The organism is Actinotignum sp. UMB0459 (assembly GCF_051905915.1).
GTDB lineage: Bacteria > Actinomycetota > Actinomycetes > Actinomycetales > Actinomycetaceae > Actinotignum > Actinotignum sanguinis.
The window spans coordinates 40,564-61,595 of the sequence record NZ_JBQAIK010000021.1 but is presented as its reverse complement, the minus strand read 5'-3'; the positions used below and the strand labels follow the sequence as shown (position 1 = coordinate 61,595).

The 21,032-nt window shown below is 58.6% G+C and carries 21 protein-coding genes and 1 tRNA gene; 12 read left to right on the top strand and 10 right to left on the bottom strand.

The window, feature by feature from the left end; translation table 11 throughout:
- The coding region (locus ACTFPK_RS08750; RefSeq protein ID WP_410374523.1) for a hypothetical protein at nucleotides 1-225 on the top strand (225 nt) is incomplete at its 5' end.
- Between the two features lie 243 nt (nucleotides 226-468).
- On the opposite strand, the gene ACTFPK_RS08745 is transcribed toward ACTFPK_RS08750, so the two are convergent.
- From ACTFPK_RS08745 to ACTFPK_RS08720, 6 genes are all read right to left on the bottom strand, one after another.
- Complete coding sequence (locus tag ACTFPK_RS08745; protein ID WP_016442803.1) at nucleotides 469-1,032, bottom strand: MerR family transcriptional regulator; 564 nt, start codon at nucleotides 1,030-1,032, stop codon at nucleotides 469-471.
- Between the two features lie 363 nt (nucleotides 1,033-1,395).
- The gene (add, locus tag ACTFPK_RS08740) at nucleotides 1,396-2,403 is read right to left on the bottom strand and encodes an adenosine deaminase (protein WP_016442802.1); all 1,008 of its coding nucleotides are present in this window, start codon (nucleotides 2,401-2,403) and stop codon (nucleotides 1,396-1,398) included.
- A 43-nt stretch (nucleotides 2,404-2,446) separates the two neighbouring features.
- On the bottom strand, nucleotides 2,447-4,213 hold the full coding sequence (locus ACTFPK_RS08735) for an adenine deaminase C-terminal domain-containing protein (RefSeq protein WP_016442801.1): 1,767 nt from the start codon (nucleotides 4,211-4,213) through the stop codon (nucleotides 2,447-2,449).
- Nucleotides 4,214-4,264: 51 nt separating this feature from the next.
- On the bottom strand, nucleotides 4,265-5,683 hold the full coding sequence (locus ACTFPK_RS08730) for a purine-cytosine permease family protein (RefSeq protein WP_016442800.1): 1,419 nt from the start codon (nucleotides 5,681-5,683) through the stop codon (nucleotides 4,265-4,267).
- A 215-nt stretch (nucleotides 5,684-5,898) separates the two neighbouring features.
- Complete coding sequence (gene ftsR, locus ACTFPK_RS08725; RefSeq protein WP_231366710.1) at nucleotides 5,899-6,711, bottom strand: transcriptional regulator FtsR; 813 nt, start codon at nucleotides 6,709-6,711, stop codon at nucleotides 5,899-5,901.
- Nucleotides 6,704-7,153 (bottom strand): FHA domain-containing protein, encoded by a 450-nt coding sequence (locus ACTFPK_RS08720; RefSeq protein ID WP_016442798.1) that lies wholly within the window; start codon nucleotides 7,151-7,153, stop codon nucleotides 6,704-6,706. Before ACTFPK_RS08720 ends, ftsR begins: the two co-directional genes overlap by 8 nt.
- A gap of 307 nt (nucleotides 7,154-7,460) precedes the next feature.
- Here ACTFPK_RS08720 and ACTFPK_RS08715 point away from each other — a divergent pair.
- The 3 genes from ACTFPK_RS08715 (at nucleotide 7,461) to ACTFPK_RS08705 (ending at nucleotide 9,166) form a co-directional block, all read left to right on the top strand.
- Nucleotides 7,461-7,534, top strand: a tRNA-Pro gene (locus ACTFPK_RS08715).
- A 684-nt stretch (nucleotides 7,535-8,218) separates the two neighbouring features.
- A complete protein-coding gene (locus tag ACTFPK_RS08710) occupies nucleotides 8,219-8,470 on the top strand; it encodes a hypothetical protein (protein ID WP_016442796.1) in 252 nt (83 codons plus the stop codon).
- Nucleotides 8,471-8,476: 6 nt separating this feature from the next.
- Nucleotides 8,477-9,166 (top strand): DUF981 family protein, encoded by a 690-nt coding sequence (locus ACTFPK_RS08705; RefSeq protein WP_016442795.1) that lies wholly within the window; start codon nucleotides 8,477-8,479, stop codon nucleotides 9,164-9,166.
- A gap of 23 nt (nucleotides 9,167-9,189) precedes the next feature.
- Here ACTFPK_RS08705 and ACTFPK_RS08700 read toward each other — a convergent pair whose 3' ends face one another.
- Complete coding sequence (locus tag ACTFPK_RS08700; protein WP_016442794.1) at nucleotides 9,190-10,146, bottom strand: DUF4417 domain-containing protein; 957 nt, start codon at nucleotides 10,144-10,146, stop codon at nucleotides 9,190-9,192.
- Between the two features lie 232 nt (nucleotides 10,147-10,378).
- Here ACTFPK_RS08700 and ACTFPK_RS08695 point away from each other — a divergent pair, with 232 nt between their 5' ends.
- The 7 genes from ACTFPK_RS08695 to ACTFPK_RS08665 all read left to right on the top strand — a co-directional run bounded on the left by ACTFPK_RS08695 (nucleotide 10,379) and on the right by ACTFPK_RS08665 (nucleotide 16,902).
- Nucleotides 10,379-11,392 carry a ComEC/Rec2 family competence protein gene (locus tag ACTFPK_RS08695; RefSeq protein WP_439911439.1) on the top strand — a complete coding sequence of 338 codons (1,014 nt, stop codon included), beginning with the start codon at nucleotides 10,379-10,381 and terminating at the stop codon, nucleotides 11,390-11,392.
- Nucleotides 11,307-12,233 carry a DNA polymerase III subunit delta gene (holA, locus tag ACTFPK_RS08690; protein ID WP_439911438.1) on the top strand — a complete coding sequence of 309 codons (927 nt, stop codon included), beginning with the start codon at nucleotides 11,307-11,309 and terminating at the stop codon, nucleotides 12,231-12,233. Before ACTFPK_RS08695 ends, holA begins: the two co-directional genes overlap by 86 nt.
- 156 nt (nucleotides 12,234-12,389) lie before the next feature.
- A complete protein-coding gene (locus tag ACTFPK_RS08685) occupies nucleotides 12,390-13,916 on the top strand; it encodes a Re/Si-specific NAD(P)(+) transhydrogenase subunit alpha (RefSeq protein ID WP_016442877.1) in 1,527 nt (508 codons plus the stop codon).
- Nucleotides 13,917-13,919: 3 nt separating this feature from the next.
- Nucleotides 13,920-15,398: a Re/Si-specific NAD(P)(+) transhydrogenase subunit beta gene (gene pntB, locus ACTFPK_RS08680; protein ID WP_375712888.1), complete on the top strand. Its 1,479-nt coding sequence runs from the start codon at nucleotides 13,920-13,922 to the stop codon at nucleotides 15,396-15,398.
- Between the two features lie 341 nt (nucleotides 15,399-15,739).
- The gene (locus ACTFPK_RS08675) at nucleotides 15,740-16,318 is read left to right on the top strand and encodes a hypothetical protein (RefSeq protein WP_274733019.1); all 579 of its coding nucleotides are present in this window, start codon (nucleotides 15,740-15,742) and stop codon (nucleotides 16,316-16,318) included.
- Nucleotides 16,319-16,327: 9 nt separating this feature from the next.
- Nucleotides 16,328-16,558: a hypothetical protein gene (locus ACTFPK_RS08670; RefSeq protein WP_274733021.1), complete on the top strand. Its 231-nt coding sequence runs from the start codon at nucleotides 16,328-16,330 to the stop codon at nucleotides 16,556-16,558.
- Nucleotides 16,559-16,710: 152 nt separating this feature from the next.
- Nucleotides 16,711-16,902 carry a hypothetical protein gene (locus ACTFPK_RS08665; protein WP_274733023.1) on the top strand — a complete coding sequence of 64 codons (192 nt, stop codon included), beginning with the start codon at nucleotides 16,711-16,713 and terminating at the stop codon, nucleotides 16,900-16,902.
- Between the two features lie 139 nt (nucleotides 16,903-17,041).
- On the opposite strand, the gene rpsT is transcribed toward ACTFPK_RS08665, so the two are convergent.
- The 3 genes from rpsT to ACTFPK_RS08650 form a co-directional block, all read right to left on the bottom strand.
- Nucleotides 17,042-17,308, bottom strand: a complete 267-nt coding sequence (rpsT, locus tag ACTFPK_RS08660) for a 30S ribosomal protein S20 (protein WP_016442875.1) — start codon at nucleotides 17,306-17,308, stop codon at nucleotides 17,042-17,044.
- A gap of 160 nt (nucleotides 17,309-17,468) precedes the next feature.
- Nucleotides 17,469-17,981 (bottom strand): PH domain-containing protein, encoded by a 513-nt coding sequence (locus ACTFPK_RS08655; RefSeq protein WP_274733025.1) that lies wholly within the window; start codon nucleotides 17,979-17,981, stop codon nucleotides 17,469-17,471.
- A 118-nt stretch (nucleotides 17,982-18,099) separates the two neighbouring features.
- Entirely contained in the window at nucleotides 18,100-19,122 is a 1,023-nt protein-coding gene (locus tag ACTFPK_RS08650) for an LLM class flavin-dependent oxidoreductase (RefSeq protein WP_274736524.1), read from the bottom strand.
- Between the two features lie 54 nt (nucleotides 19,123-19,176).
- Here ACTFPK_RS08650 and lepA point away from each other — a divergent pair, with 54 nt between their 5' ends.
- A complete protein-coding gene (gene lepA / locus ACTFPK_RS08645; protein WP_126134519.1) occupies nucleotides 19,177-21,030 on the top strand; it encodes a translation elongation factor 4 in 1,854 nt (617 codons plus the stop codon).
- Nucleotides 21,031-21,032: the final 2 nt, after the last annotated feature.

Here is a 21,032-nt window from a genome sequence, read left to right as displayed (position 1 = left end):
CCTGGTGGTGATCCGGGAACGAAGCCTGATGACGACCCGGGAACGAAACCGGGGACTCCCAGTCCTAATCCCACAAATTCGGGTACCGACAATGCAATCAGTTCCACTTCCGCCAAAAAGCTCGCGCATACAGGAACGGCAGCAGCTGGTGGTATTGCAGGAGTTGTACTGCTTCTTGCCACCGGCCTTGCCTTCGTTCGGTTGCGCCATTGGGATAGAAAATAACTACGGAAATTAGCCACTACGATTACGGGAAAACAGTAATGTAAACGAAGCCTCTGGAAACGAAGCTATAAAAGCTTCCTCCAGAGGTTTCGTTTACGTGGTAACGGTGCCGGGTTTCTATACTGCTGAGTGACGTTGCTCGCCAGGGTAGGAAATGAGCAAGAGCTACCTGGAGCCTTGATAATAAACGAAACAGGTCCGCTGCACTTCGGCAACGGACCTGGATGGTAAAAGAATTGTGAGTTATGCACCGCGGCGGCGCTTGGCGGCCCGCCGCTGCGCCAATTCATCCACCACTTCTTCTTCAGCGCGTTCGGTGGGAAGCTCGGAAAGCGAACCCTGGATTTCACGCCAAACCCGGCCAACCGCGATGCCGAAAACAGCCTGGCCGCCCTTGACCAGGTCGATCACTTCATCATCGGAGGTGCATTCGTAGACCGAAGCACCGTCAGACATGAGGGTGATACCGGCCAGATCTTCCACTCCGCGATCCTTGAGCTGTGCGATCGCAACCCGAATCTGCTGGAGTGATACCCCGGTATCCAAGAGGCGCTTAACCACCTTGAGGACCAGGATGTCTTTAAAAGAATAGAGACGCTGGCTGCCGGAACCCGACGCATTTTGCACGGTAGGTGAAACAAGACCGGTGCGATCCCAGTAATCGAGTTGACGGTAGGTGATGCCTGCTGCCTTGCAGGCAATCGGACCGCGGTAGCCGGTTTCGGCGTCAAGCTCGGGAAGAGGATCGCCGAAGAGCATCGGTTGGGTGCGCCGATACGTCGCGTCTTTGGCGGTCGCGTCGCTCATAGTCTCTCCGTTTCGCAGCGTGGATTCTGGCCGGTTGCCAGTGTTAGCTACCACGATATAGCAGGCCGGCCAGCGGGTCAGCGCCCGGCGCGGCGTGTCTAAAGCTCAACTTGAGCTTTAGGGTAAGGTGCCGCAAGAAAGCACTGTTTACTACTCCCCTAGCCTACCGCATCCACTCCACAAATTGGCTAGTTCCCGCCACTTAAAGCCCGCGGCGCCGGCACGCTCCCACGCGGGAAGCGGCCGGCGCCGTCGTTCCCATCGCGATGTGATAAACGATACATGCGATGTTATTGTGACAGTTGAGGTACCTGAGGCGAGCATGCGAGATGCCTCGCGCGCACGCCCCAGCGCCTACCTCACCTAGCCCTCGTAGGCAGCAATCTCCGCGGCGATGCGTTCCTTGAGCGAGGCCGGCGCCCAGGAAATATCCACCGCATTGCGCGCGAAACGCTTGAGGGTCTCCTCATCTGCCCCGGCTTCGTCCGCCACGCGTTGGTAATTCTCCGCGATATAGCCACCGAAATAGGCCGGGTCGTCCGAATTGACAGTAACCTTGACCCCCCGCTTATCCAGTTCGGTGAGCAGTCCCACCTTAGAGCCGTCGGAGACCCAGGTATTGGAGATCGGGCAGGAGGTCAGACCGATACCGTGCTCAGCCATGTATTCCACCAACTCGGGCTTTTCCACCACATTCGTACCGTGGTCCACGCGGTCCACCCGCACGTCCTCGAGAACCTGACGAATATGCTCCGCTGAATCTGCAATATCAACATCGCAGTGCATCGTCAGCTGATATCCCAGCTCGCGGGCCTTCGCGAAGACGGCCCCGAACTTGGCGGGCGGGTTGCCGGTTTCATCCGAATCAAGCCCCACGCCGATTATCCAGGGGCGGTACGGCAGGGATTCCAGCAGGGTTGCCATGGCGTATTCGGCCTGGAAATCCCGCAGGAAACACATAATCAGAGCGCTGTCCACACCCAGCTGTTCGCGCGCCTCAATCTGGGCACGGCGCAGCCCGGAGATCACGGTATGGAATTCCACCCCGCGCGAGGTATGCGCCTGCGGATCGAAGAACATCTCCACGTAACGAACGTTTTGGCGCGCTACCTTGCGGAAATACTCCATCGCGAGGTCATAGAAATCCTCCGCGGTGAGCAGCACGCTCATGCCTTCGTAATAAGCGTCCAGGAAAGAGGCGAGGTCATCGAATTGGTAGGAAGCCCGCACCTCCTCCTCGCTGGCGTAAGGCAGCTCTACGCCATTGCGCGCGGCGAGCTTGAATTTGAGATCGGGTTCCAGGGTGCCTTCAATATGCAGGTGGAGCTCAACTTTGGGCAGACCCTGCACGAAGGGCGATATCGCAGTCATATTTTTCCTTTCTGCGTGGTTACGTTCGCGGGTACCCGTTACGTTACCGTGTTGCAATAACGGGATCGACGACGTCAAATTTGACGCAGTCAATGAGGCCGAGATCGGTGATCGCCCAATCGGGAATCGCGGTGATGGACAGGAAGATGAGCTGGCCAAAGGGCGAATCGAGATCCGCACCCAGCACCTCCCGGGCAGCCCGGTCCATCTCCGCTTCGGCGGTGGCCATATCTTCGGCTACCAGGTCGGCAACAATGCCACCCACCGGGAGGGGCAGGGAGGCAACAACCTCGCCATCACACACCGCAACCTGTCCCCCGCCCAGGCGGGAAACTTGATTAATCGCCAGCGCGATATCCTCCGGGTTTACTCCCGCGCACACCACATTGTTATCGTCCGGGGCCGCCGAGGTGGCAATTGCCCCGCGCTTGAGGCCGAAGCCCTGAATAAAAGCAACGGGCAAATTCGTGGTTTTGCCGTAGCGTTCCGCTACGCATACATAAACGGCATCCTGGGCAGTATCGGGTTGCACCTTGCCGTTCACCACCGGGAGTTCCACCTCAGCTCCGGGGCGCTTGAAGGCAACATCCTTGGAGAGCACGATGGTGCGCACTCGCGCCGAGGTAGCCGAATCGGCAACCCGAACTGCGATGCGATCAGCGCTGACCGGGGCGAGCTTGAAGGTATCGAGCACCGCTGCGGTGCGCTGCGGTGCATGCGGGGCGTGCACGGCGGCACCGTTCTGCGCCACGATCCTCCCACCCTTGAGGACGGTGCGGGGCCGGAAATCATCGAGGGAATCAACGAAGAGAATATCCGCGAAACGCCCCGGAGCAATCGCACCGATGCGGTCATCGAGTTGGAACATCCGCGCGGTGTTAATCGTGGCCATCTGGATCGCGGTGACGGGATCAATTCCCTTCGCAATGGCCAGGCGCACCACGTAATCGAGGTGGCCGCGGCCCAAAATATCGGTGGCCGTCACATCGTCGGTACAGAAACCAACCCGGTGGGCCGGGGCGCCCATCTCGGTGATGAGCTTAATATTTTCCTCGAGCATCGGGGCGGCGGTGGATTCCCGGATAAGGATATTGATGCCGTTACGCATCTTCTCCAGTTCTTCTTCCGGAGAATAGGATTCGTGACACAGCGTCACGCCCGAAGCTGCGTAGCCGGCTACCCGGCGGGCATCCACGAGCGGTGCGCAGCCAAAGGCGTGCAGGCGGTTTTCCTCGGCCAGGTCCATGGCGGTGAGGACTTCTTCATCACCGTATTCCACCATTTCCTGCACGGTTTCCCACAAGCCCACGCATTCGGGCATGCGCTGCACTTTCCGATGGTCTTCCACCGCGAAACGGTGCCCCACGGTAGATTCAGGAACCGTGTAGGGAGCTTTAGCGGGCGCACCCCACCACACTCGCATGGAGGATTCTTCGGCTTCGGCCAGGAATTCCTTGACGCCTTCCAGGCCTGCGGATACCAGGATCTGGTCGAGGCCGGAAATAACGGAGGTTGTTCCGTAGCGGGATACCAGATCCGCGAACATCGTCACGGAAAGCTTGGAGCATTCGATGTGCTGATGCCCGTCAATGAGACCGGGAGTCAGATAGGCGCCGTCGGCATCAATAATGGTGGTGTTCGGGCCGCGCTGCGCGTCCACGTTCCCCACCGCGGCCACGCGCCCGTAAGCGATGGCGACGGAGGCGGGGTAGGTTTCCCCAGTGAGAACGTTTACCAGAATTCCGTTGTCAATAATGGTGTCGGCGTGGGCGCGCCCGTAGGCGACATCAAGAAGCTGACGATGAGGCATGAGTTTCTCCTAAAAATAATGACGTTGTTGCGGGGTGACGGTATGCGGCCTTTAGGCAGCGGTAATGAAGGCCCGGCGGGCAGCGCGTTCGCGTTCGCGCACCGGGCGCAGAGCCAGGTAGATTAGCGCGGAGGCGATCACTCCGGCGGGAATGGACAGATCCGGTGCCGCGGCGGGCACATCCACGAGGAGTCGGGTGAGCGGGCCCACCAGGTAGCCAGAGTTTGTGAAGAGCGCTGAGCAGAGCATGCCGCCCAGCAGCGCGGCCATTCCGGACCAGCGCACCCCACCGCTGCCCCAGTACGGGCCGTGGGATTCAATGGCCAGGCCGGAAAGATGGTAGGTGCCGTGCCGGGCCACCCAATCCAGCAAATATACGGTCACCCACGGCGCCAGCCAGATGCTTAGCGAGGCGGCGAAAGCATTGAGGAGGCTGTAGAACGCTTCCTGCTGGATCGCGAAAATGCAGATGGCCACGCAGATGAGGCTATCGATGCACACGATAACCATGCGCGGAACGTGGATACCGGCGGTCTGCAAATTCAGGCCGGAAGAATAGAGGTTGGTGCCGTTTTGGAGCAGCAAACCGACCATAACAAGAATGAGGAAAGGTACCGCAAACGCCGGGCTGAGGATCGCCGGGACGGCCAGCGGATTAGAAAGTTCCACCTCAGCGGGAACCGCTACAGTTGCCATCGCGGCCCCGAGGGTCTGGAGTAGCACGTAGGGAATAAACCCACCCAGCGCCGCCCAGGTTCCCACTGCGAGTGGCGAAGAATTAGCGGGTAGATAACGGGAGAAATTTGCTCCGCTTGGCGCCCAGGAAAGCCCGCCCGAAACAATAACGAGCGAGGTTGCAGAAATCATGGTGAAGAGCGAATCGGTACCCGCGGAGGCGCCCGGCGCGGCCTGCGGAATAATGAGGGCTGCTAACACAATAAAAGCCACCGTGAAAATCATGGTTGCGTATTTTTGTGCTGCCATGAGTATCCGGTGGCCAAGAAGGGGAAGAAGAAGCTGAATACCCGCAAGAAGAACGACGACGGTAATCTGCGCGCCGCCCTCCAGGGCGATACCCGCACGAGCGAGGAGTGCCTCACAGGCATAGTAAACGAGAATGAGTCCCCCGGCTTCGAAGCCGATGAGCATCAGCCAGGACAAAACTCCATTAATACGAGCTCCGCGAGTACCGAGTGATGCTCGCGAAATGGTCATCGTGGTGGTGCCGGTTAGCGGCCCTTGAATGGAGGTTAGCGCGAGAAGCGGGTATGCGATAACGTTGCCGATTACGATAACGGCGAGCGCTTGCGTGAATGAAAGTCCGTAAAGCAGCACCAGCATGGCGCCGTAGGACACGGTAAAAATATTAGTGGTTGTGCCCGCCCACAGGAAGAAAAGATCGCGGGGGCGACCGTACCTTTCGTGGGGCGATACAAGGTCGATACCTTGGGTTTCCACAGAACCTGACATTAATTGTCTCCTGCTAGTTGAGGTGCCCAGCATGACCTGGGTTCGGTTCAATCGATATGAAGTTGTACTGCCACCTTACTCCTGAGTGGGTGGTGCTGTCTGCCTGACGTGGTTCATTTTTGCGCAAAAGGCTACTTGCCGGAGCGGCGAGCTGGCCTTAGTGCATTAAGACGAGGTTGAAAACGTGCCCCGTGAGCGCGGCGGTGGAACGCACCTTAGCGCAGTTCCACTTCGACGTTTTCCGTGAGAAGAGCACCGTAAAGCCGCGCGATGGTGGTGCCGTCTTCGGCGGCCTGGTTGAGGGCGCGCTCGGAGGCAACCGGTGTTTTCTTTGCCAGCTCGGTAGCTAGCTGGGTGGTAATCATCACGGCTTGAGCGTGTGCGGAATTTTTGACGCTGCGAATCTGACGTAGATCATAACCGGCTTCCAGCAGCATCACGCAGTAACGCACAATATCCGCCGATTGGGCGGATAGGCGCCCGCGTGCGTCGGTAGCAAGGATGCCAGCGGTGACGAGCTCCTCAATGGTGCCCAGAGCCGCTCCGGTCATATCGGCCAGTTCGGCTTGAGTAATACGTTCGCCCGGTTTCGGGCGGCGCACTTCCGGTGCGGCGACGGCGCGCATTCCCCCGGGGCGTCCCGGGGCCTCAATGATGCCCTCGTCGAGCTGACGCAGCTCCTCCCGGATTTGATCGAGGGGTAGGAAACGATCACGCTGTTCCCTCAGGATGAAGCGCAAACGCTCGGTATCCGAGGTGGAAAAAAGTCGCTGATTAGTAGCGGTGCGATAAGGAGAAATAAGATTAATGGATTCGTAATGCCGGATCTTTGAAACCGAGAGCATGGGGAACTCGTCCGTGAGTGCACGGCGAACCTCCCCGATACGCAGAGTTGGTTCGTGGCTGAGGTCATGGGGCCAGGTGCTCGGGCTGCCATCCGTCCGCATGCGGCGCGGCGCGCAAGTGTGCGGGAAGGAAGAATCCGGAGTGGCCGTAGAAGCGCGAGATATCACCGGTGTATCACGCACCGGCTCGCGAAGCGTAGAAAGTTAACCGGAATTTTCCGATTTGGATCTCATCACCGGTGCGGAGTACAGCGTCATCGACTCGTTCCCGATTTACGTAAGTGCCGTTGAGAGAACCGGAATCACGCACGTGGAACGTATCGCCGCGGCGGAAGAACTGAACGTGCTTACGGGAAACAGTGACGTCGTCAAGAAAAATATCGGCACGTGGGGAACGTCCCGCATTCGTCACTTCCCCATCAAGAAGGAACCGAGCTCCGGAATTAGGACCGGAGAGCGCAATCAGGAGCGCGGAGCCGGCAGGGAGCGCATCAATAGCGGTACATTCTTGCGGACTGAGATGCCGTTCGGCCACCGGTTGATCAGGTTGCGCGCCGATAGCGGTGAAGCGAGAAGTTTCCGTAGGCGCGGGTGCGGCCGACCTCGGATCAAATTGTTCAGCCATATGACTTCTCCTTCACTGCCCTGGTGCGCTCCCCGGGCGCGTCTTTATCGGTAACAATCCTATAACGATTCGGGGTGATAACTCTAGTGAGGCTATCCGTTCCGAAAGATACGTCAGAGCCGTTGTGTCGGAGTGATGGCACCGGGCTGGGCGTATCACAGTTCCGAGGGAAGAGCGTGCTACGTCACCTTCTGAGATTTGTATTTGTCTGCGCTCATGAGGTAATCTCATGTGGTCCACGTGGCGATGACCCGGTGTTGAAATCAGGTTTTCGGAACGGGGGTAGCGCTAAGTTTTCTTATCGCTTCGGGCTATGGCGCAGTTTGGTAGCGCACTTGACTGGGGGTCAAGGGGTCGTGGGTTCAAATCCCGCTAGCCCGACGATGTGATGTCCCGCGTCATAGGTCCGCCTGTGACGCGGGATTTTTCGTGTTTTTGGGTTGGATGTCTCACGTCATATGTCCGGGTATGTTTCGCGTCATGTGTCCGTTTTTCTTCGTGTTTTTCTTTTGGTAATCCCGGGTCGGGTCGATGGTGAACTCGGCGATTATTTCCCCGCTGGCTCGGTTGATGATCAAGGCGTTGGGGCCTATAGGACACTTGGGTCTAATGACGGCGTGTCCTTGGCTTGGATCCGGCTCGGATCCGTACGAACTGGGTCCGCAAACGAAGTGCGAGGGAGAGCACCGTTTGCACCCGATTCCGTGTCTCTAACGCGTACTGTGGCGCCTGCGCGGTCCCGAATGACGCACTTTGACACTTCTGTCCACCCCGCGGCTGTCAGGAAAGCAGGCTCATTGAGGTACTCAACCTTAATAAGGTCGACTTCTCGCTGCCATAACAGGGCAAACCCGGATATAAGAGCCATCTTTGGGGATGCGGGCTGAATTCGTACCGGGTATAGGAGTCTGTCCGGGAGGTGAGACACACTGCGGCGTCGTACTCAAAACAAAACCTGCGCAAAATGGCGAGTTTTCAGCGATTTCCGTCACACGGGACTATTGTCCGGGGAAATGCTCCATGCAAGCTGATAAAACTCTGGGCAAATTAAGTTATGCTTGACACATGGAAAATCATCAAGATTTCAGTGGCATCCCCACTGACCTAGAGGAGCACAAGGTTGCCAGGTGGGCGTCGCTCCTCGCTAAAGCCACCTGGGTTGTCCTCGCGCTTGGACTCGTTATCGGGCTGGTCTTCTGGGCCACGGCAAGCGGAAGTACCGGGCAGGATCTTGGCGTCCTGAGCTGGTGCATCACTTTTGCCGCTTCCATCGCCTTGATGTCCATCCGCCAATTCCTGCTTTCGGAAAGGAGGTAACGGGCCATGCTCATGCAAGGTATTACGTATAACACCACCATGGCGCTCGTTGCCGGTGCGATTATGGTGCTCGTGGTTCTTTTCGCCCGCGTGGCTGCGAACCCGAATCACCGCACCCTGGCCGGGTGGGGCTGGACTTTCGTTGCTACCGGTGCCTTCCTGGGGATTACCGGTATTCATATGACCCTGACCTGGCCGCTGGCCCAGATCGACGGCGCTTTCTGCTGCTCCGTTGATAACATCACCTTCGGTGAGCCGGCTGCCTTCTACGGAATTTTGACCTTTATCGCCGGTATTGCGATTCTGCGCGCTGAAAAGCTTGCGGATAAGGGTGTGCGTCCCCTCGATTTGGTGGCCACGCTGCGTCCGCTTCTCTACGTGGCCGCTATTGGTGGCTTCGGGCTGGTGCTTTTCGGTATCGCGGGTATGCATTTCGGTATGTGGCGTCCCCCGGAAATCGAGCCGGTTGCGCGCCTCATGGCCGGATCGCTGATCGAGCCGCTGCTGGTCATGTTCCTGTACGTGGGCACCGGGGTTTCGGCGATCCTCTCCCCCTTCGTTCCGGATAGCAAGTGGGTGGCGCGTATTGCCGCCATCCTGACCTGGGGCGTGGGCATGCTGTGGATCTTCCTGTCCCTCACGGTGTTCTACAGCCACGTGGGCTTCTTCCCACAGCCGGACGGTTCCTATATCTAATAACAGTTCCTATATTTCACATTTCATGATGTCGCCGTAGCGGAAACGCTAGTGCACATCACACGATCCGCGGGGTTTGGCGGTGTTCCTGGTGAGCATCCCGGACCCCGCGGATTGTTATTGTTGCTTTCGGAAAAGATGGACTGCCGACAGACTGAACGTGTTCGAAAATCTGGTTCGAATAGATAAACTGCGATGTCGCGCTCGCGTGCGGGATCAAGTACTCTCCCACTTTCTGAGCCGTAGGCAACGATGGCGGTTGGCTGCTTAGTTTCACAGATGTGCCGAATTTCTTCTTTGACGATGGCGCGATTCGCGGGATTTTTCACGCAGCCATGGAGTCCGATGGCGAGCGTTGAGCCACAAGGGATTCCAGCCAATGCGTATTCGTCTGAATACGGTCCGCACATGCGCACATTCGCGATTACAGGAATACCCTCGTGTTGTGCCCAACTTCCAAGTAGCTGGTTGCGATAAACCGAATGAAGCTTCTCGGCCGCGGGCATATTCGCGTATGTCGAGAAGTCGGGAGAAATTATTCCCCCAAATTCTCTCAATCTATTGATATAACGTTCCGGGTGTTTCCAAAGTCGTTCGAACTTGTAGTCATCTTCGTAGAAATGAATCCACGTTCCGGTTTCTGCCTTGCTTCGTTTTGAGGCAGCTTCGGAGAAAGCAATGAGCTTCTTAGGGATTGCCGTGCACGGATCTATGATAGGGATTCCCCACGGCTCGGCACTATCGAGCCGTTCTAAGAGGTTCCAGTTTCGGTTATTCTTTCTTAGCTTTTTATCGCCGGAGGTGAGTGACGGCTCAGGGGAGCTTGGGGTAATGAGATTATGGCCGTACTGAGTTATATTCGTGAATCCACTCAGCGCCAATCCGGGTATTTCTTGCTTTCCAATTCCAAATAAACGTTTAGCTTCGCTAACCATGTATCCTGCCAAAATTGTTTTTACGGCCACACCATCTAGAGACATCGGGTTTCCGTAGTGGTTTTACAATCGCTTTGAAGGTGGATAGAGCACAACACCGCCTGACTTGGCTCATTTTAGTGTGATGGGATTCATATTGACGTTGTGACCTGGTGATTTATCTCGTGAGGGCGAAAAATGGACCGATCTACACAACGGGACTAAATGGAACCCAACCTACTAAACCGTAACCAACACATTTTGTCCTATAGCCCTATCACGAGGGCCGGGCGCTACCGTGATTCCCTCCAACTGGACGGCGGTGCAATGCGATGTGGGCCAGGGATCAGCTTTCCTCTACCGGGTGCGCGGATACACGATAATGATTGATGTTGGACCTCGCACTCCCGCCGCTGCTCGCTGCCTAAGCGATGCTCAGGTGAGTCATCTTGATCTCCTCATCCTCTCCCATTTTCACTCCGATCACGTGGAAGGGTTACGCGACGTTCTCAGCACCGCAACAATCAGCGCGGTATGGATATCTCCAAATTCCGCCCCGAAGCCCCAGTCCCGCACCGCACTCGACTTACTCGATTCCCATTCCATTCCGGTGAACGTGGTAGCCGCAGGAACAACCTTGCGGGTAGATGATGTTCCCATCGCCCGGATTCTTAGCCCGCATCCGGGTGCGCGTAGCATTCCCGAGGAAGCCAACGCGGATTCCCTCGTGATCCTCCTCGACGCTGATGGTGTGGACAGCCCGGGCCGGGCAGCTAACGCCGGCGCGAGCGGTGGCACTAGCCAGGCTGCTCAACGCATCGTGGTTCTCGGAGATGCGACTGCCCCGGCCCAAGAACGCCTCGTGGGGGCGGTCGGGCCGGTTGATATCGCCGTCGTCGCCCATCACGGAAGCGCGGACCAATCCGCGCGCCTCGCCCGTGAACTTGACCCCGCAATTGCCCTGATATCCGTGGGGGAGAATAGTTACGGGCATCCCTCCGCACGCGTCTATGAGCTTTATTCCGGTGCCCAGATTTATCCCACCCTCGCGTGCGGGGCAATCGCATGGGCGGAAGGGGACCTCGTTTCCGAATGCGAGGAGCCACCCACGCAGCCCACGCCACCCAAGCCACCCGCCGTGCAGCAGGTGGGTTATGACATGAGAGAATGGAGCTATGGCAGCCAAAGAACGCGCGGTCGGGTACGACGCTCTCCGCTTAGAACCGGTGATCCTCATCGTTGGCGCGGAACCGGTCCTTGCCGAGCGCGCCTGGGCCCGCCTCATCAGCCTTGCCCGCCAGGCGCACCCTGAGGTGCAGGTCGTGCGCGTGGACGCGGCAACCTATGAACGCGGGGCCCTCGCCCTGCACACCTCACCTTCACTTTTTGGTGACCATCGCATCGTCATCGTCACCGGCGCCGAACATATGAATGACGCGTTCCTCACGGAGATGCTCGCCTACCTACCGCAGCCCAATGCGGATATTCCCGTGATCATCCAGCACGGGGGAGGTACCCGCGGTAAAAAACTCCTTGACGTTATCGCGGCGGGTGGTTGGCAAGTAGCCCGGATCGAAAAAATCAAACGCGATGACGATAAGGCGCGCTTGGTGACAGCGGATGTGCGGGCCGCCGGGCGCAAAATCACGGACGGGGCGGTGCGGGCGCTCGTTGATGCACTCGGCCAGGACCTGCGCGAATTACTCAGTGCCACCTCCCAACTCCTCGCGGATGTGGAGGGGATGATCACCGAGGACCATATTCGGGATTTCTATGCCGGGCGCAATGAAGCAACACCCTTTGAGATCGCGGATGCTGCCTTGGCCGGGCGTACCGGCCAAGCTTTGGCACTGGCCCGCCACGCTTTCGCCACCCGGGTCAACCCGGTTCCCATCGTGGCGGCGCTCGCGGCGAAACTGCGCCAGCTCGCTATTGTCCAGGCGCCTGGCATCACCCAGCGAGAATTGAAAATGGCGCCCTGGCAGGCCCAACGGGCCCGCCGGGAAGCACGCGGGTGGAGCGATGCCGGACTCGGGCAAGCCATTCGAGCGGTGGCGCTCGCCGATGAACAGGTCAAGGGTGCCTCCCGCGACCCGCAGTTCGCTGTTGAACACGCGATTATCACCATCGGGCGCGCCCGGCGCACGCGGTAGCGACTAACCCGCACAGTCTCACGCTTGCCGGGGTGCTCAGGCCCCTTCGGGAAACGTGGAATAATAAGGAATGTCCCGCGGCGGCGCGACAATGGCGTATCTGGAGCGCCGCCCACGCAGACCGCAGCACGGTAGTGCTGTACTGAGGAGCACTTTATGCTTGTTGGAATACCACAAAGTACCCGCCCGGGTGACCCCCTGGTGGCGGGCACCCCCGATACCGTCGCCAAGCTCATCGCTTTGGGCTACGAGGTCGTGGTGGAAACGGGGGCGGGGGAGGCCTCGTCCTACCCCGATAGCCAATACGAAAGCGCGGGCGCACGCCTCGTTTCCGCGCAAGAAGCCTGGGCTGCGGATATTGTTTTAGCCACCGACGCCCCGGATGTGAGCTACCTTGACCGCATGAGCCGCGGCGCCACCCTCATTGCGCGTATGAACCCGGCCGGCTCGCCCGAGCTTATCGAGGAACTTTCGCGCCGTGAACTCACGGCCCTGGCGCTTGACGCAATTCCGCGTATTTCGCGCGCTCAGTCCATGGATGTACGTTCCTCGATGGCCAATATTTCCGGCTACCGTGCCGTTATCGAAGCAGCCTCCCACTTCGGGCGGCTTTTCACCGGGCAGGTTACCGCCGCCGGTAAGGTTCCCCCGGCCACCGTCTACGTTATTGGAGCGGGAGTTGCTGGGCTTGCGGCGGTTGGCACCGCCAATTCCATGGGTGCGATCGTCAAGGCAACGGACGTGCGTGCCGATGTTGCCGAACAGGTTCAGTCCATGGGTGCCGAATTCGTGGAGATCCCGGTACGCCAGGAATCCGCGGACGGTTACGCCCGTGAAATGACCGCGGATCAGGCCAACGCAGCCGGGGTGGTCTACGCCCGGGAAGCAGCCGCGGCGGATATTGTTATTACGACGGCGCTCATCCCCGGCAAGCCGGCCCCGCAACTATTGGACTCTGCGGCGGTAGCCGCCATGAAACCCGGCAGCGTCATCGTTGATTTGGCGGCGGCTAACGGCGGAAACGTGGCCGGTACTCGCCCGGGAGAAGTTGTCCACACCGAGAACGGCGTCACGATTATTGGCTACGAAGATCTTGCCCTACGCCTGCCCGGCCAAGCCTCGCAGCTTTTCGGGCAGAACCTCGTCAATTTCCTCAAACTCACCACCCCGGGTAAGGACGGCCAGCTGGTGCTGGATACCGAGGATGATATTGTGCGCGGTATTCTGGTCACCCTCGGGGGAGCGGTGGCCTGGCCGCCCCCGCCCATCAAGGTCTCGGCCGCGCCGGCTGCGCCTCCAGCGCCTCCCGCACCGCCGGCCGCCCCTGAACCGTCCCGCCCTAGCCCGTTGCGCTACCTGTGGGCCGGGCTGGCAGCGGCGGTAGCCCTGTGGATTCTCTTCACGGCCCCGCCGAGCATGACTTCGCATTTCATCGTCTTCATGCTGGCCTGCGTGGTGGGCTTCTACGTCATCACCTCGGTGACGCACGCGCTGCATACACCGCTCATGTCCGTAACGAACGCGATTTCCGGAATCATCGTGGTGGGGGCAATCCTCCAGCTCAGTTCGGGACATCTAGCCGTGACCATCCTTGCCGCTATTGCACTCACCCTCGCTTCCATCAATATTTTCGGTGGATTCTTGGTGACTGCGCGCATGCTGTCTATGTTTAAGAGGAGCTAAGCCGTGCTCACTACTATTAACGACGTCCTTGCCCTTGCCACCCCGAACTTGGGTGGTCTCAAGGTTGCTTTCAGCGTGCAAACTGTCGCCTACCTGGTGGCGGCCCTGCTCTTCATTCTCGCTCTGGCCGGGCTTTCCAAACAGGAAACCGCCGCGAAAGGTAATATTCTGGGCGCCATTGGAATGGTGTTGGCCCTGGTCGCCACCATTATCGTGGTTCTCGCTTTCCCCACGGAGGCTTCTTCCACTGTTGTTGTGCTGGTGCTCGTGCTCGCCCTCGTGGTGGGCGGCGGCATCGGGATTTGGAGGGCCCGCACCGTGGAAATGACGGGCATGCCCGAACTCATCGCTCTGCTTCATTCTTTCGTGGGCGCGGCAGCGGTGCTGGTGGGCTACAACTCTTTCCTCCAGCAACCCGGGGAAGATTTCTCCCCCACAAATGCCTTCCATATGGGCGAAGTGGGCTTGGCTGTGTTCATCGGCGCGATCACCTTCACCGGATCGGTATGCGCCTACCTGAAACTCGCGGGGAAGATTCCCGGCAAGCCGCTGGTGCTCCCGGCCCGTAATCTTCTCAATTTGCTGGCGATCCTGGCGTGCCTGGGGCTTATTATCTGGTTCGCCTGGACCCGCGGGGTAGGGGCCGGCCTCATTCCCCTCATCCTCATCACGATTATTGCGCTGCTGCTCGGGGCACATATGGTGCTCGCGATCGGCGGTGGTGATATGCCCGTCGTCGTATCAATGCTCAATTCCTACTCGGGCTGGGCGGCAGCGATGGCTGGCTTCACCCTCGGCAATGACCTCCTCATCATCACCGGAGCGCTGGTGGGGTCCTCGGGCGCGTATCTCTCCTACATCATGTGCAAGGCCATGAACCGTTCTTTCATTTCGGTGATCCTGGGCGGTTTTGGGTCCGACGGCGCAGTTACCGGAGAGGCGCGTGACTATGGCAGCCACACGGAAACCACCGCGGCGGAGGTGGCCCAAGAGCTCGCGGACGCCAGCTCGGTGATTATTGCTCCCGGTTACGGTATGGCCGTGGCCCAAGCCCAATATCCGGTGGCGGAGCTGACGAAGAAGCTGCGCGAGAACGGAACCGAGGTACGTTTCGCTATCCATCCGGTAGCAGGGCGCCTGCCCGGGCATATGAACGTGCTGCTGGCCGAAGCGAAAGTCCCCTATGACATCGTGGAGGAAATGGACGATATCAACGATTCCTTCGCGGATACCGATGTCGTGCTGGTTATCGGGGCGAATGACACGGTCAATCCTTCGGCTTCCGAGCCCGGTTCGCCTATCGCGGGTATGCCGGTGCTGCATGTCTGGGATGCCAAGAAGGTGATCGTATTCAAGCGGTCCATGGGCAATGCCGGCTATGCCGGGGTGCAAAACCCGCTGTTCTTTAATGAGAATACCGATATGCTGCTCGGCGATGCCAAGGCATCCGTGGATGCCATCAATGCGGCTTTCCCCGGTTAAGGTAGCCTCGCTCCCGCGCCCTAGCCCGGGCGTGGCCGGGGCAAGCTGAGCAACTATAACCGCTTAGGGAATCCCTCAGTTAGCGCAGGTGGCCGGAACACCTTTCAGGTTCCGGCCACCTGCGCTACGTGTATATCTAGCGACTCTTATAGATAAGTTTCTTTCAGGATTCTGACTTCAATTCGATTGTTGGATAGAAATATAACAAACCGTGATATGCGCTAAATGAAGTGTTGCAAAAGTGTAATAGGAAATTGATTTACGGTGAGTGTGACTCGTGTTACGGTGAAATCGTACCTGTAATAAGCGTCACAGGTATTCACATCTATGAAGGAATTGCTATGTCTATCAAAAGTTTCGCCGTACTTCCTGTTACTCTCGCTTTTGCCTGCGGCGGGTCTCTCCCGGCAGTTGTTGCTGGTGACGAGGTGCCGCAAGGGTCTCATGTTAATATGTCGATACCTACCAGTGAGGATGACGCTCTCGCGCAAGACTTGGCAAAGGTGCTTATTGAAGCGGAAAGCGTGCCACCAGATGGTCAGCTTCGAACAACGGGATCTTTGCGGTGGAAGGTGACGAAAGAGTCGTCGCAAGAACTCTCCCTCATGGGTAGGGAGCAGGGCTACGCTCCTCAGTTCCGAGTGACCGCAGGTTGGTATCTATACCTTTATCTCAACACGGACGAACATAAGCGGATTGGAATGGCTGTCGGTGGAGTGCTTGGAAATGCCATATGCGGTTCGTTGGGAGTTACGGGGGTTGGTGGCCTTGCCTGTGTAACCGTCTTGGCAACGTTTTCACGTTACCTTATGGAAAAAGGCGCACCTGGGCCGAATCAATGTGGAGAGCTTAGGTTGTTGTGGGGAGCGTTCACCCCGGTAGGTTATAAAATAATCAATCGTCCGTGCAATGAGATTTAAGGAGGGGGTATGCGTTCGAAGAGGTACTTCTATTTCTCGCAACTGGCACTTGGTGTCGTGTTGAGCTGCTTTGTACTGAATGTACTGAAGAGGCGTTCTTGGTATGACTACGCTCTTATCCCCGGCCTTGTCACTCTTGCGTTATTCGGCCTTGCTCTGTGGCACCGGCATCGTGAAAACGAAGTACGCGCTACACTGCGCCGTTTGGAAGCGGAACGCAAGCACGAGGAAGAAGAATGAGGGGAACTCGGGTTGCTGGGTGAGTGTCCATCTCGGTAGTTTATAAAAACATCAATCGTCCGTGCAATGAGATTTAAGGAGGAGGTATGCGCTCGAAGAGATATTTCATATGGGCAAGTTCGTGGCTCGGTGCAACGTTGGGTATCGTGATAATGGCTCTAGTGAGGGATAACCCGTGGTACGACTACGCTCTTATCCCCGGCCTTGTCACTCTTGCGTTATTCGGCCTTGCGCTGTGGCACCGGCATCGTGAAAACGAAGTACGCGCTACACTGCGCCGTTTGGAAGCGGAACGCCGCAGTTTGGAAGCGGACCGCGAGGGCGAGCACGAAGGAGAAGAATGAGAAAATTCGTGAGCGATATGAAAAGCGGCTGGAACGCCTAGGTTCCAGCCGCTTTTTCTAATTTCCTCTAAGTATCAGCGCGGTAGATATAAGAGATACAACCGCGCCGGAGGTCCGGCCTGCATGGCCGGGGCACAGCCTACTTGGCCAGTGCGTTCACGCGCTTAGCAAGCTTCGACTTGCGGTTCGCCGCTTGGTTGCGGTGAATAACACCCTTGGACACAGCCTTGTCCAGCTTGCGGGAGGCCGCGGCCAGGAGGGTTTCCGCTTCTTCGGCATTGCCGGCTTCCACGGCAAGGCGAGTCTTACGGATGTAGGTCTTCAGTTCCGACTTAACGGCCTGGTTGCGAAGGCGACGCTTCTCGTTCGTCAGAACGCGCTTCTTCTGCTGCTTGATATTAGCCAATGAAATATCTCTTTCGGTCAATCGCTAGGCGATAGATGAATATGGTCGGAGAGGGAAGCGTTCCTCGTAGGACTGCGGGCGTGGGGCACCCGTGGTTGTTACGAAAGAACAAGGACTTGCCACCCGACCGGTGAAAGTCCATCTCCAAACACTACCAGAATCAGGCGGTTTCGCGCGAGGTCCCGGTGTGAAACCCCTCTCCCGCGCGCTTGTCCAGTAGCGTGTTCAGGAACGTGGTGACAGCGGGAAGATTCGCGATGCGGCGCAGAATGACCGTGGCACCTGACGTCGTCGTCACAAGAAGGGAACCGGAGGTGCCGGTACCCGTAGGTTGCGCCTCCACCCGTGCCACCGCGGCGAGCGGAAGATCGTGCCCGAGCTTCGTGAATACCCCGCGCCGAGTGATAATCCGGCGGTTGGTAATACTCACGGTGCTCATATACCACTGCAGCCACGGCCACCCGGCTATCGCAATAAGCGTGAGAACCCCGGCCGCCACCACCAGCCACCCGGCCAGCGGCTGCCAACTACCTGGCAGCGCGACCACCCCGAGCACCGCGAGGAACACCACCGCCGCGGCACCGAGCGCCCGCGGCAACAAATGCCGGGCATCGGGGTGCATATGGACAAGGAGTTCTTCGCCGGTTCCGAGTAGTTTTTGCGACAGAGGCATACTGACCATCGTGCCACAAAGAAAACGCGGGCGTGCGAGGCGGCCGATAGCGCGTGGGGGATGCGACGCTGCGCGATACGGTACGACGCCGCGCCTAGCTGCCCGCGCCGTGCCTGCCTCAGCTATCCAAGCCGTAGCCGCGGGCGGTGAGCTCCAAGCACGCCAGTGATTCTTCATGCGAGGTGGCCTGCACCGAAATCATGAGCTCATCGGCCTGGGCATCCCGGGCGAACGTGCGCAGATACTCGCCCACCTCGGTCGCATTACCCACCGCGGTGTAGCGGAGCATATCGAGGATCTGGCGGCCCTGCGCGCTGTCCAGCACCGCAGCAAGATCCGCATCGGAAATATCGCGGCCGGGCGCCCCGCGCAACAGCATATTGCGAACCCGAGCCCGCTTGACCCGCTCAAATTCCCGCGCGGCAGCCTCCGACGTTTCCGCCGCGGTCACATTTACCGCCGCAATGACATAGGGGTGGGCAAGGGCTTCGGAGGGCTGGAAATTCTCCCGGTAGTGGGCGATAGCCTCGTGGAGCAGGCGCGGAGCGAAATGAGAAGCAAAAGAATAGGGTAGGCCCAGCTGCGCGGCCAGATCCGCCCCGAAAAGCGAAGAACCCAGAATAATGAGGGGGACGTGGGTGCCCTGGCCCGGATAGGCCGCCACGCCCGGTACCCGGGAAGTATCCCCGAGGAACCCCTGGAGTTCCATCACATCACGGGGGAAGTTCTCATAGGCGCTAGCATCGCGGCGCAGCGCGTAGAGGGTGCGGCTATCGGTGCCCGGTGCCCGCCCGAGCCCCAGATCGATACGGTTCGGGTACATCTCCGCAAGGGCCCCGAATTGTTCAGCAACGACGAGCGGAGAATGATTGGGGAGCATGACACCGCCCGCACCCAGCCGAATCCGTGCGGTGTGGGAGGCGACGTAGCCGATGATAATCGCGGGGGAGGAGGAGATCACCGTGGGCATATTGTGATGCTCGGTGTACCACACCCGGGTGTATCCCAAAGCCTCGGCGCGCTGGGCGAGGTCCACACAGCGGTGCAGGGCCGCGGCGGGGGCTTCGCCGTCGTACCGCGTAGCGAAATCTAACACTGACAAAGGAACATTCATGGCAACTCCCGTGACCGATATATCCATATCCATTATGGTCCAAGGACTATACTTGAGCAGAGTTTATTGTGAAGGAGAGACGTGCCTATTTCTTCCGCTGAGGAATCGCGCGCCATTATTCCGGGCGCCACACCGCCCGAGCGTATCCGCAACTTTTGTATCATCGCGCATATTGACCACGGAAAATCCACGCTAGCTGACCGGATGCTCCAGCTCACCGGCATCGTGGAACAGCGCGAGATGCGCGATCAGTACCTGGACCGGATGGATATTGAGCGCGAACGCGGCATCACCATCAAATCGCAGGCCGTGCGGTTGCCGTGGTCGGTGGAGGGGAAAGCTTACGCCCTCAATATGATCGATACCCCCGGCCACGTGGACTTCTCCTATGAAGTGAACCGTTCGCTGGCGGCCTGCGAAGGCGCGGTGCTGCTCGTGGATGCCACCCAGGGGATTGAGGCGCAAACTTTGGCCAATCTCTATATGGCCATGGAAAACGACCTCACGATTATTCCCGTCCTCAATAAAATTGATTTGCCTTCCGCGCAGCCGGAAAAAATCGCGGAAGAAGTGGCGTCCCTGCTCGGTGTGGAACCGGAGGAATGCCTAGCCGTTTCCGGGAAAACGGGGGCGGGCGTGCCGGAACTGCTGGACCGGATCGTCGCGGAGATTCCCGCGCCCTCCGGGCGCCCGGAGGGGCCGGCTCGCGCCATGATTTTCGATTCTGTTTACGATATTTATCGCGGGGTCGTCACCTATGTGCGTGTGGTTGATGGTGAGCTAACTACCCGCTCGAAGGTGCGGACCATGGCTACCCGCACCGAACATGAACTCCTGGAACTGGGCGTGATCTCCCCGGAACCCACCCCCACCACCGCGCTGGGTGCCGGGGAAGTGGGGTACCTCATCACCGGGGTGAAGGATGTGCGCCAAACCCGCGTGGGAGATACCGTGACCGGCGCGCGGGAGAGTGCCACCGAAGCCCTGCCCGGCTATCTCGATCCGAAACCGATGGTGTATTCCGGGATCTATCCTATGGACGGCTCTGATTTCCCGAATCTGCGCGAAGCCCTGGAAAAGCTCAAGCTCAATGATGCCTCGTTGGTGTATGAACCGGAAAGCTCAGTGGCCCTCGGTTTCGGTTTCCGCTGCGGCTTCCTGGGATTGCTCCACTTGGAGATTATCCGCGAACGCCTCGAGCGGGAATTCGACCTCGATATTATTGCCACCGCGCCCTCGGTGATCTACCGGGTCATCACAGACGCCGGTGAAGAACTCACCGTCACCAACCCCTCGGAATTCCCGGAAGGGAAAATTCGGGAGATTTACGAGCCGACCGTGCGCGCCACGATCCTGGCTCCTTCCGATTACGTAGGCTCCATTATGGAGCTGTGCCAGGAACGGCGCGGGGCGCTGCAGGGCATGGATTACCTTACGGCCGAACGGGTGGAGATCCACTACGTGCTGCCGCTAGCGGAGATCGTGACCGATTTCTTTGATCAGCTCAAGTCACGCACGAAGGGCTACGCCTCCCTCGATTACGATATTGCCGGCGAACAGCCCTCTGATCTAGTCAAGGTCGATGTGCTCCTCAACCACGAACAGGTGGATGCTTTCTCCGCTATCGTCCACAAAGACAAGGCATATTCCTACGGCAATGAGATGACGAAGAAACTCAAAACCCTCATTCCGCGCCAGCAATTCGAAATCCCGGTGCAGGCCGCGGTGGGTTCGCGCATTATCGCCCGCGAAACTATTAAGGCCCTGCGTAAGGACGTGCTGTCCAAGTGCTACGGCGGCGACGTCTCCCGTAAACGCAAGCTGTTGGAAAAGCAGAAGGAAGGCAAGAAGCGCATGAAGTCCATCGGGCGCGTGGACGTGCCCCAAGAAGCTTTCGTGGCAGCTCTCACCTCCGAAGCACCCACGGGGAAGTAAGC

Bases quoted from the DNA above. Each gene is read 5' to 3' on its own strand.
- ACTFPK_RS08745 (WP_016442803.1), bottom strand. From the start codon at position 1,032: ATGAGCGACGCGACCGCCAAAGACGCGACGTATCGGCGCACCCAACCG.
- add (WP_016442802.1), bottom strand. From the start codon at position 2,403: ATGACTGCGATATCGCCCTTCGTGCAGGGTCTGCCCAAAGTTGAGCTC.
- ACTFPK_RS08735 (WP_016442801.1), bottom strand. From the start codon at position 4,213: ATGCCTCATCGTCAGCTTCTTGATGTCGCCTACGGGCGCGCCCACGCC.
- ACTFPK_RS08730 (WP_016442800.1), bottom strand. From the start codon at position 5,683: ATGTCAGGTTCTGTGGAAACCCAAGGTATCGACCTTGTATCGCCCCAC.
- ACTFPK_RS08720 (WP_016442798.1), bottom strand. From the start codon at position 7,153: ATGGCTGAACAATTTGATCCGAGGTCGGCCGCACCCGCGCCTACGGAA.
- ACTFPK_RS08710 (WP_016442796.1), top strand. From the start codon at position 8,219: ATGGAAAATCATCAAGATTTCAGTGGCATCCCCACTGACCTAGAGGAG.
- ACTFPK_RS08705 (WP_016442795.1), top strand. From the start codon at position 8,477: ATGCTCATGCAAGGTATTACGTATAACACCACCATGGCGCTCGTTGCC.
- ACTFPK_RS08700 (WP_016442794.1), bottom strand. From the start codon at position 10,146: ATGTCTCTAGATGGTGTGGCCGTAAAAACAATTTTGGCAGGATACATG.
- ACTFPK_RS08685 (WP_016442877.1), top strand. From the start codon at position 12,390: ATGCTTGTTGGAATACCACAAAGTACCCGCCCGGGTGACCCCCTGGTG.
- ACTFPK_RS08675 (WP_274733019.1), top strand. From the start codon at position 15,740: ATGTCTATCAAAAGTTTCGCCGTACTTCCTGTTACTCTCGCTTTTGCC.
- ACTFPK_RS08670 (WP_274733021.1), top strand. From the start codon at position 16,328: ATGCGTTCGAAGAGGTACTTCTATTTCTCGCAACTGGCACTTGGTGTC.
- ACTFPK_RS08665 (WP_274733023.1), top strand. From the start codon at position 16,711: ATGGCTCTAGTGAGGGATAACCCGTGGTACGACTACGCTCTTATCCCC.
- ACTFPK_RS08655 (WP_274733025.1), bottom strand. From the start codon at position 17,981: ATGCCTCTGTCGCAAAAACTACTCGGAACCGGCGAAGAACTCCTTGTC.
- ACTFPK_RS08650 (WP_274736524.1), bottom strand. From the start codon at position 19,122: ATGGATATATCGGTCACGGGAGTTGCCATGAATGTTCCTTTGTCAGTG.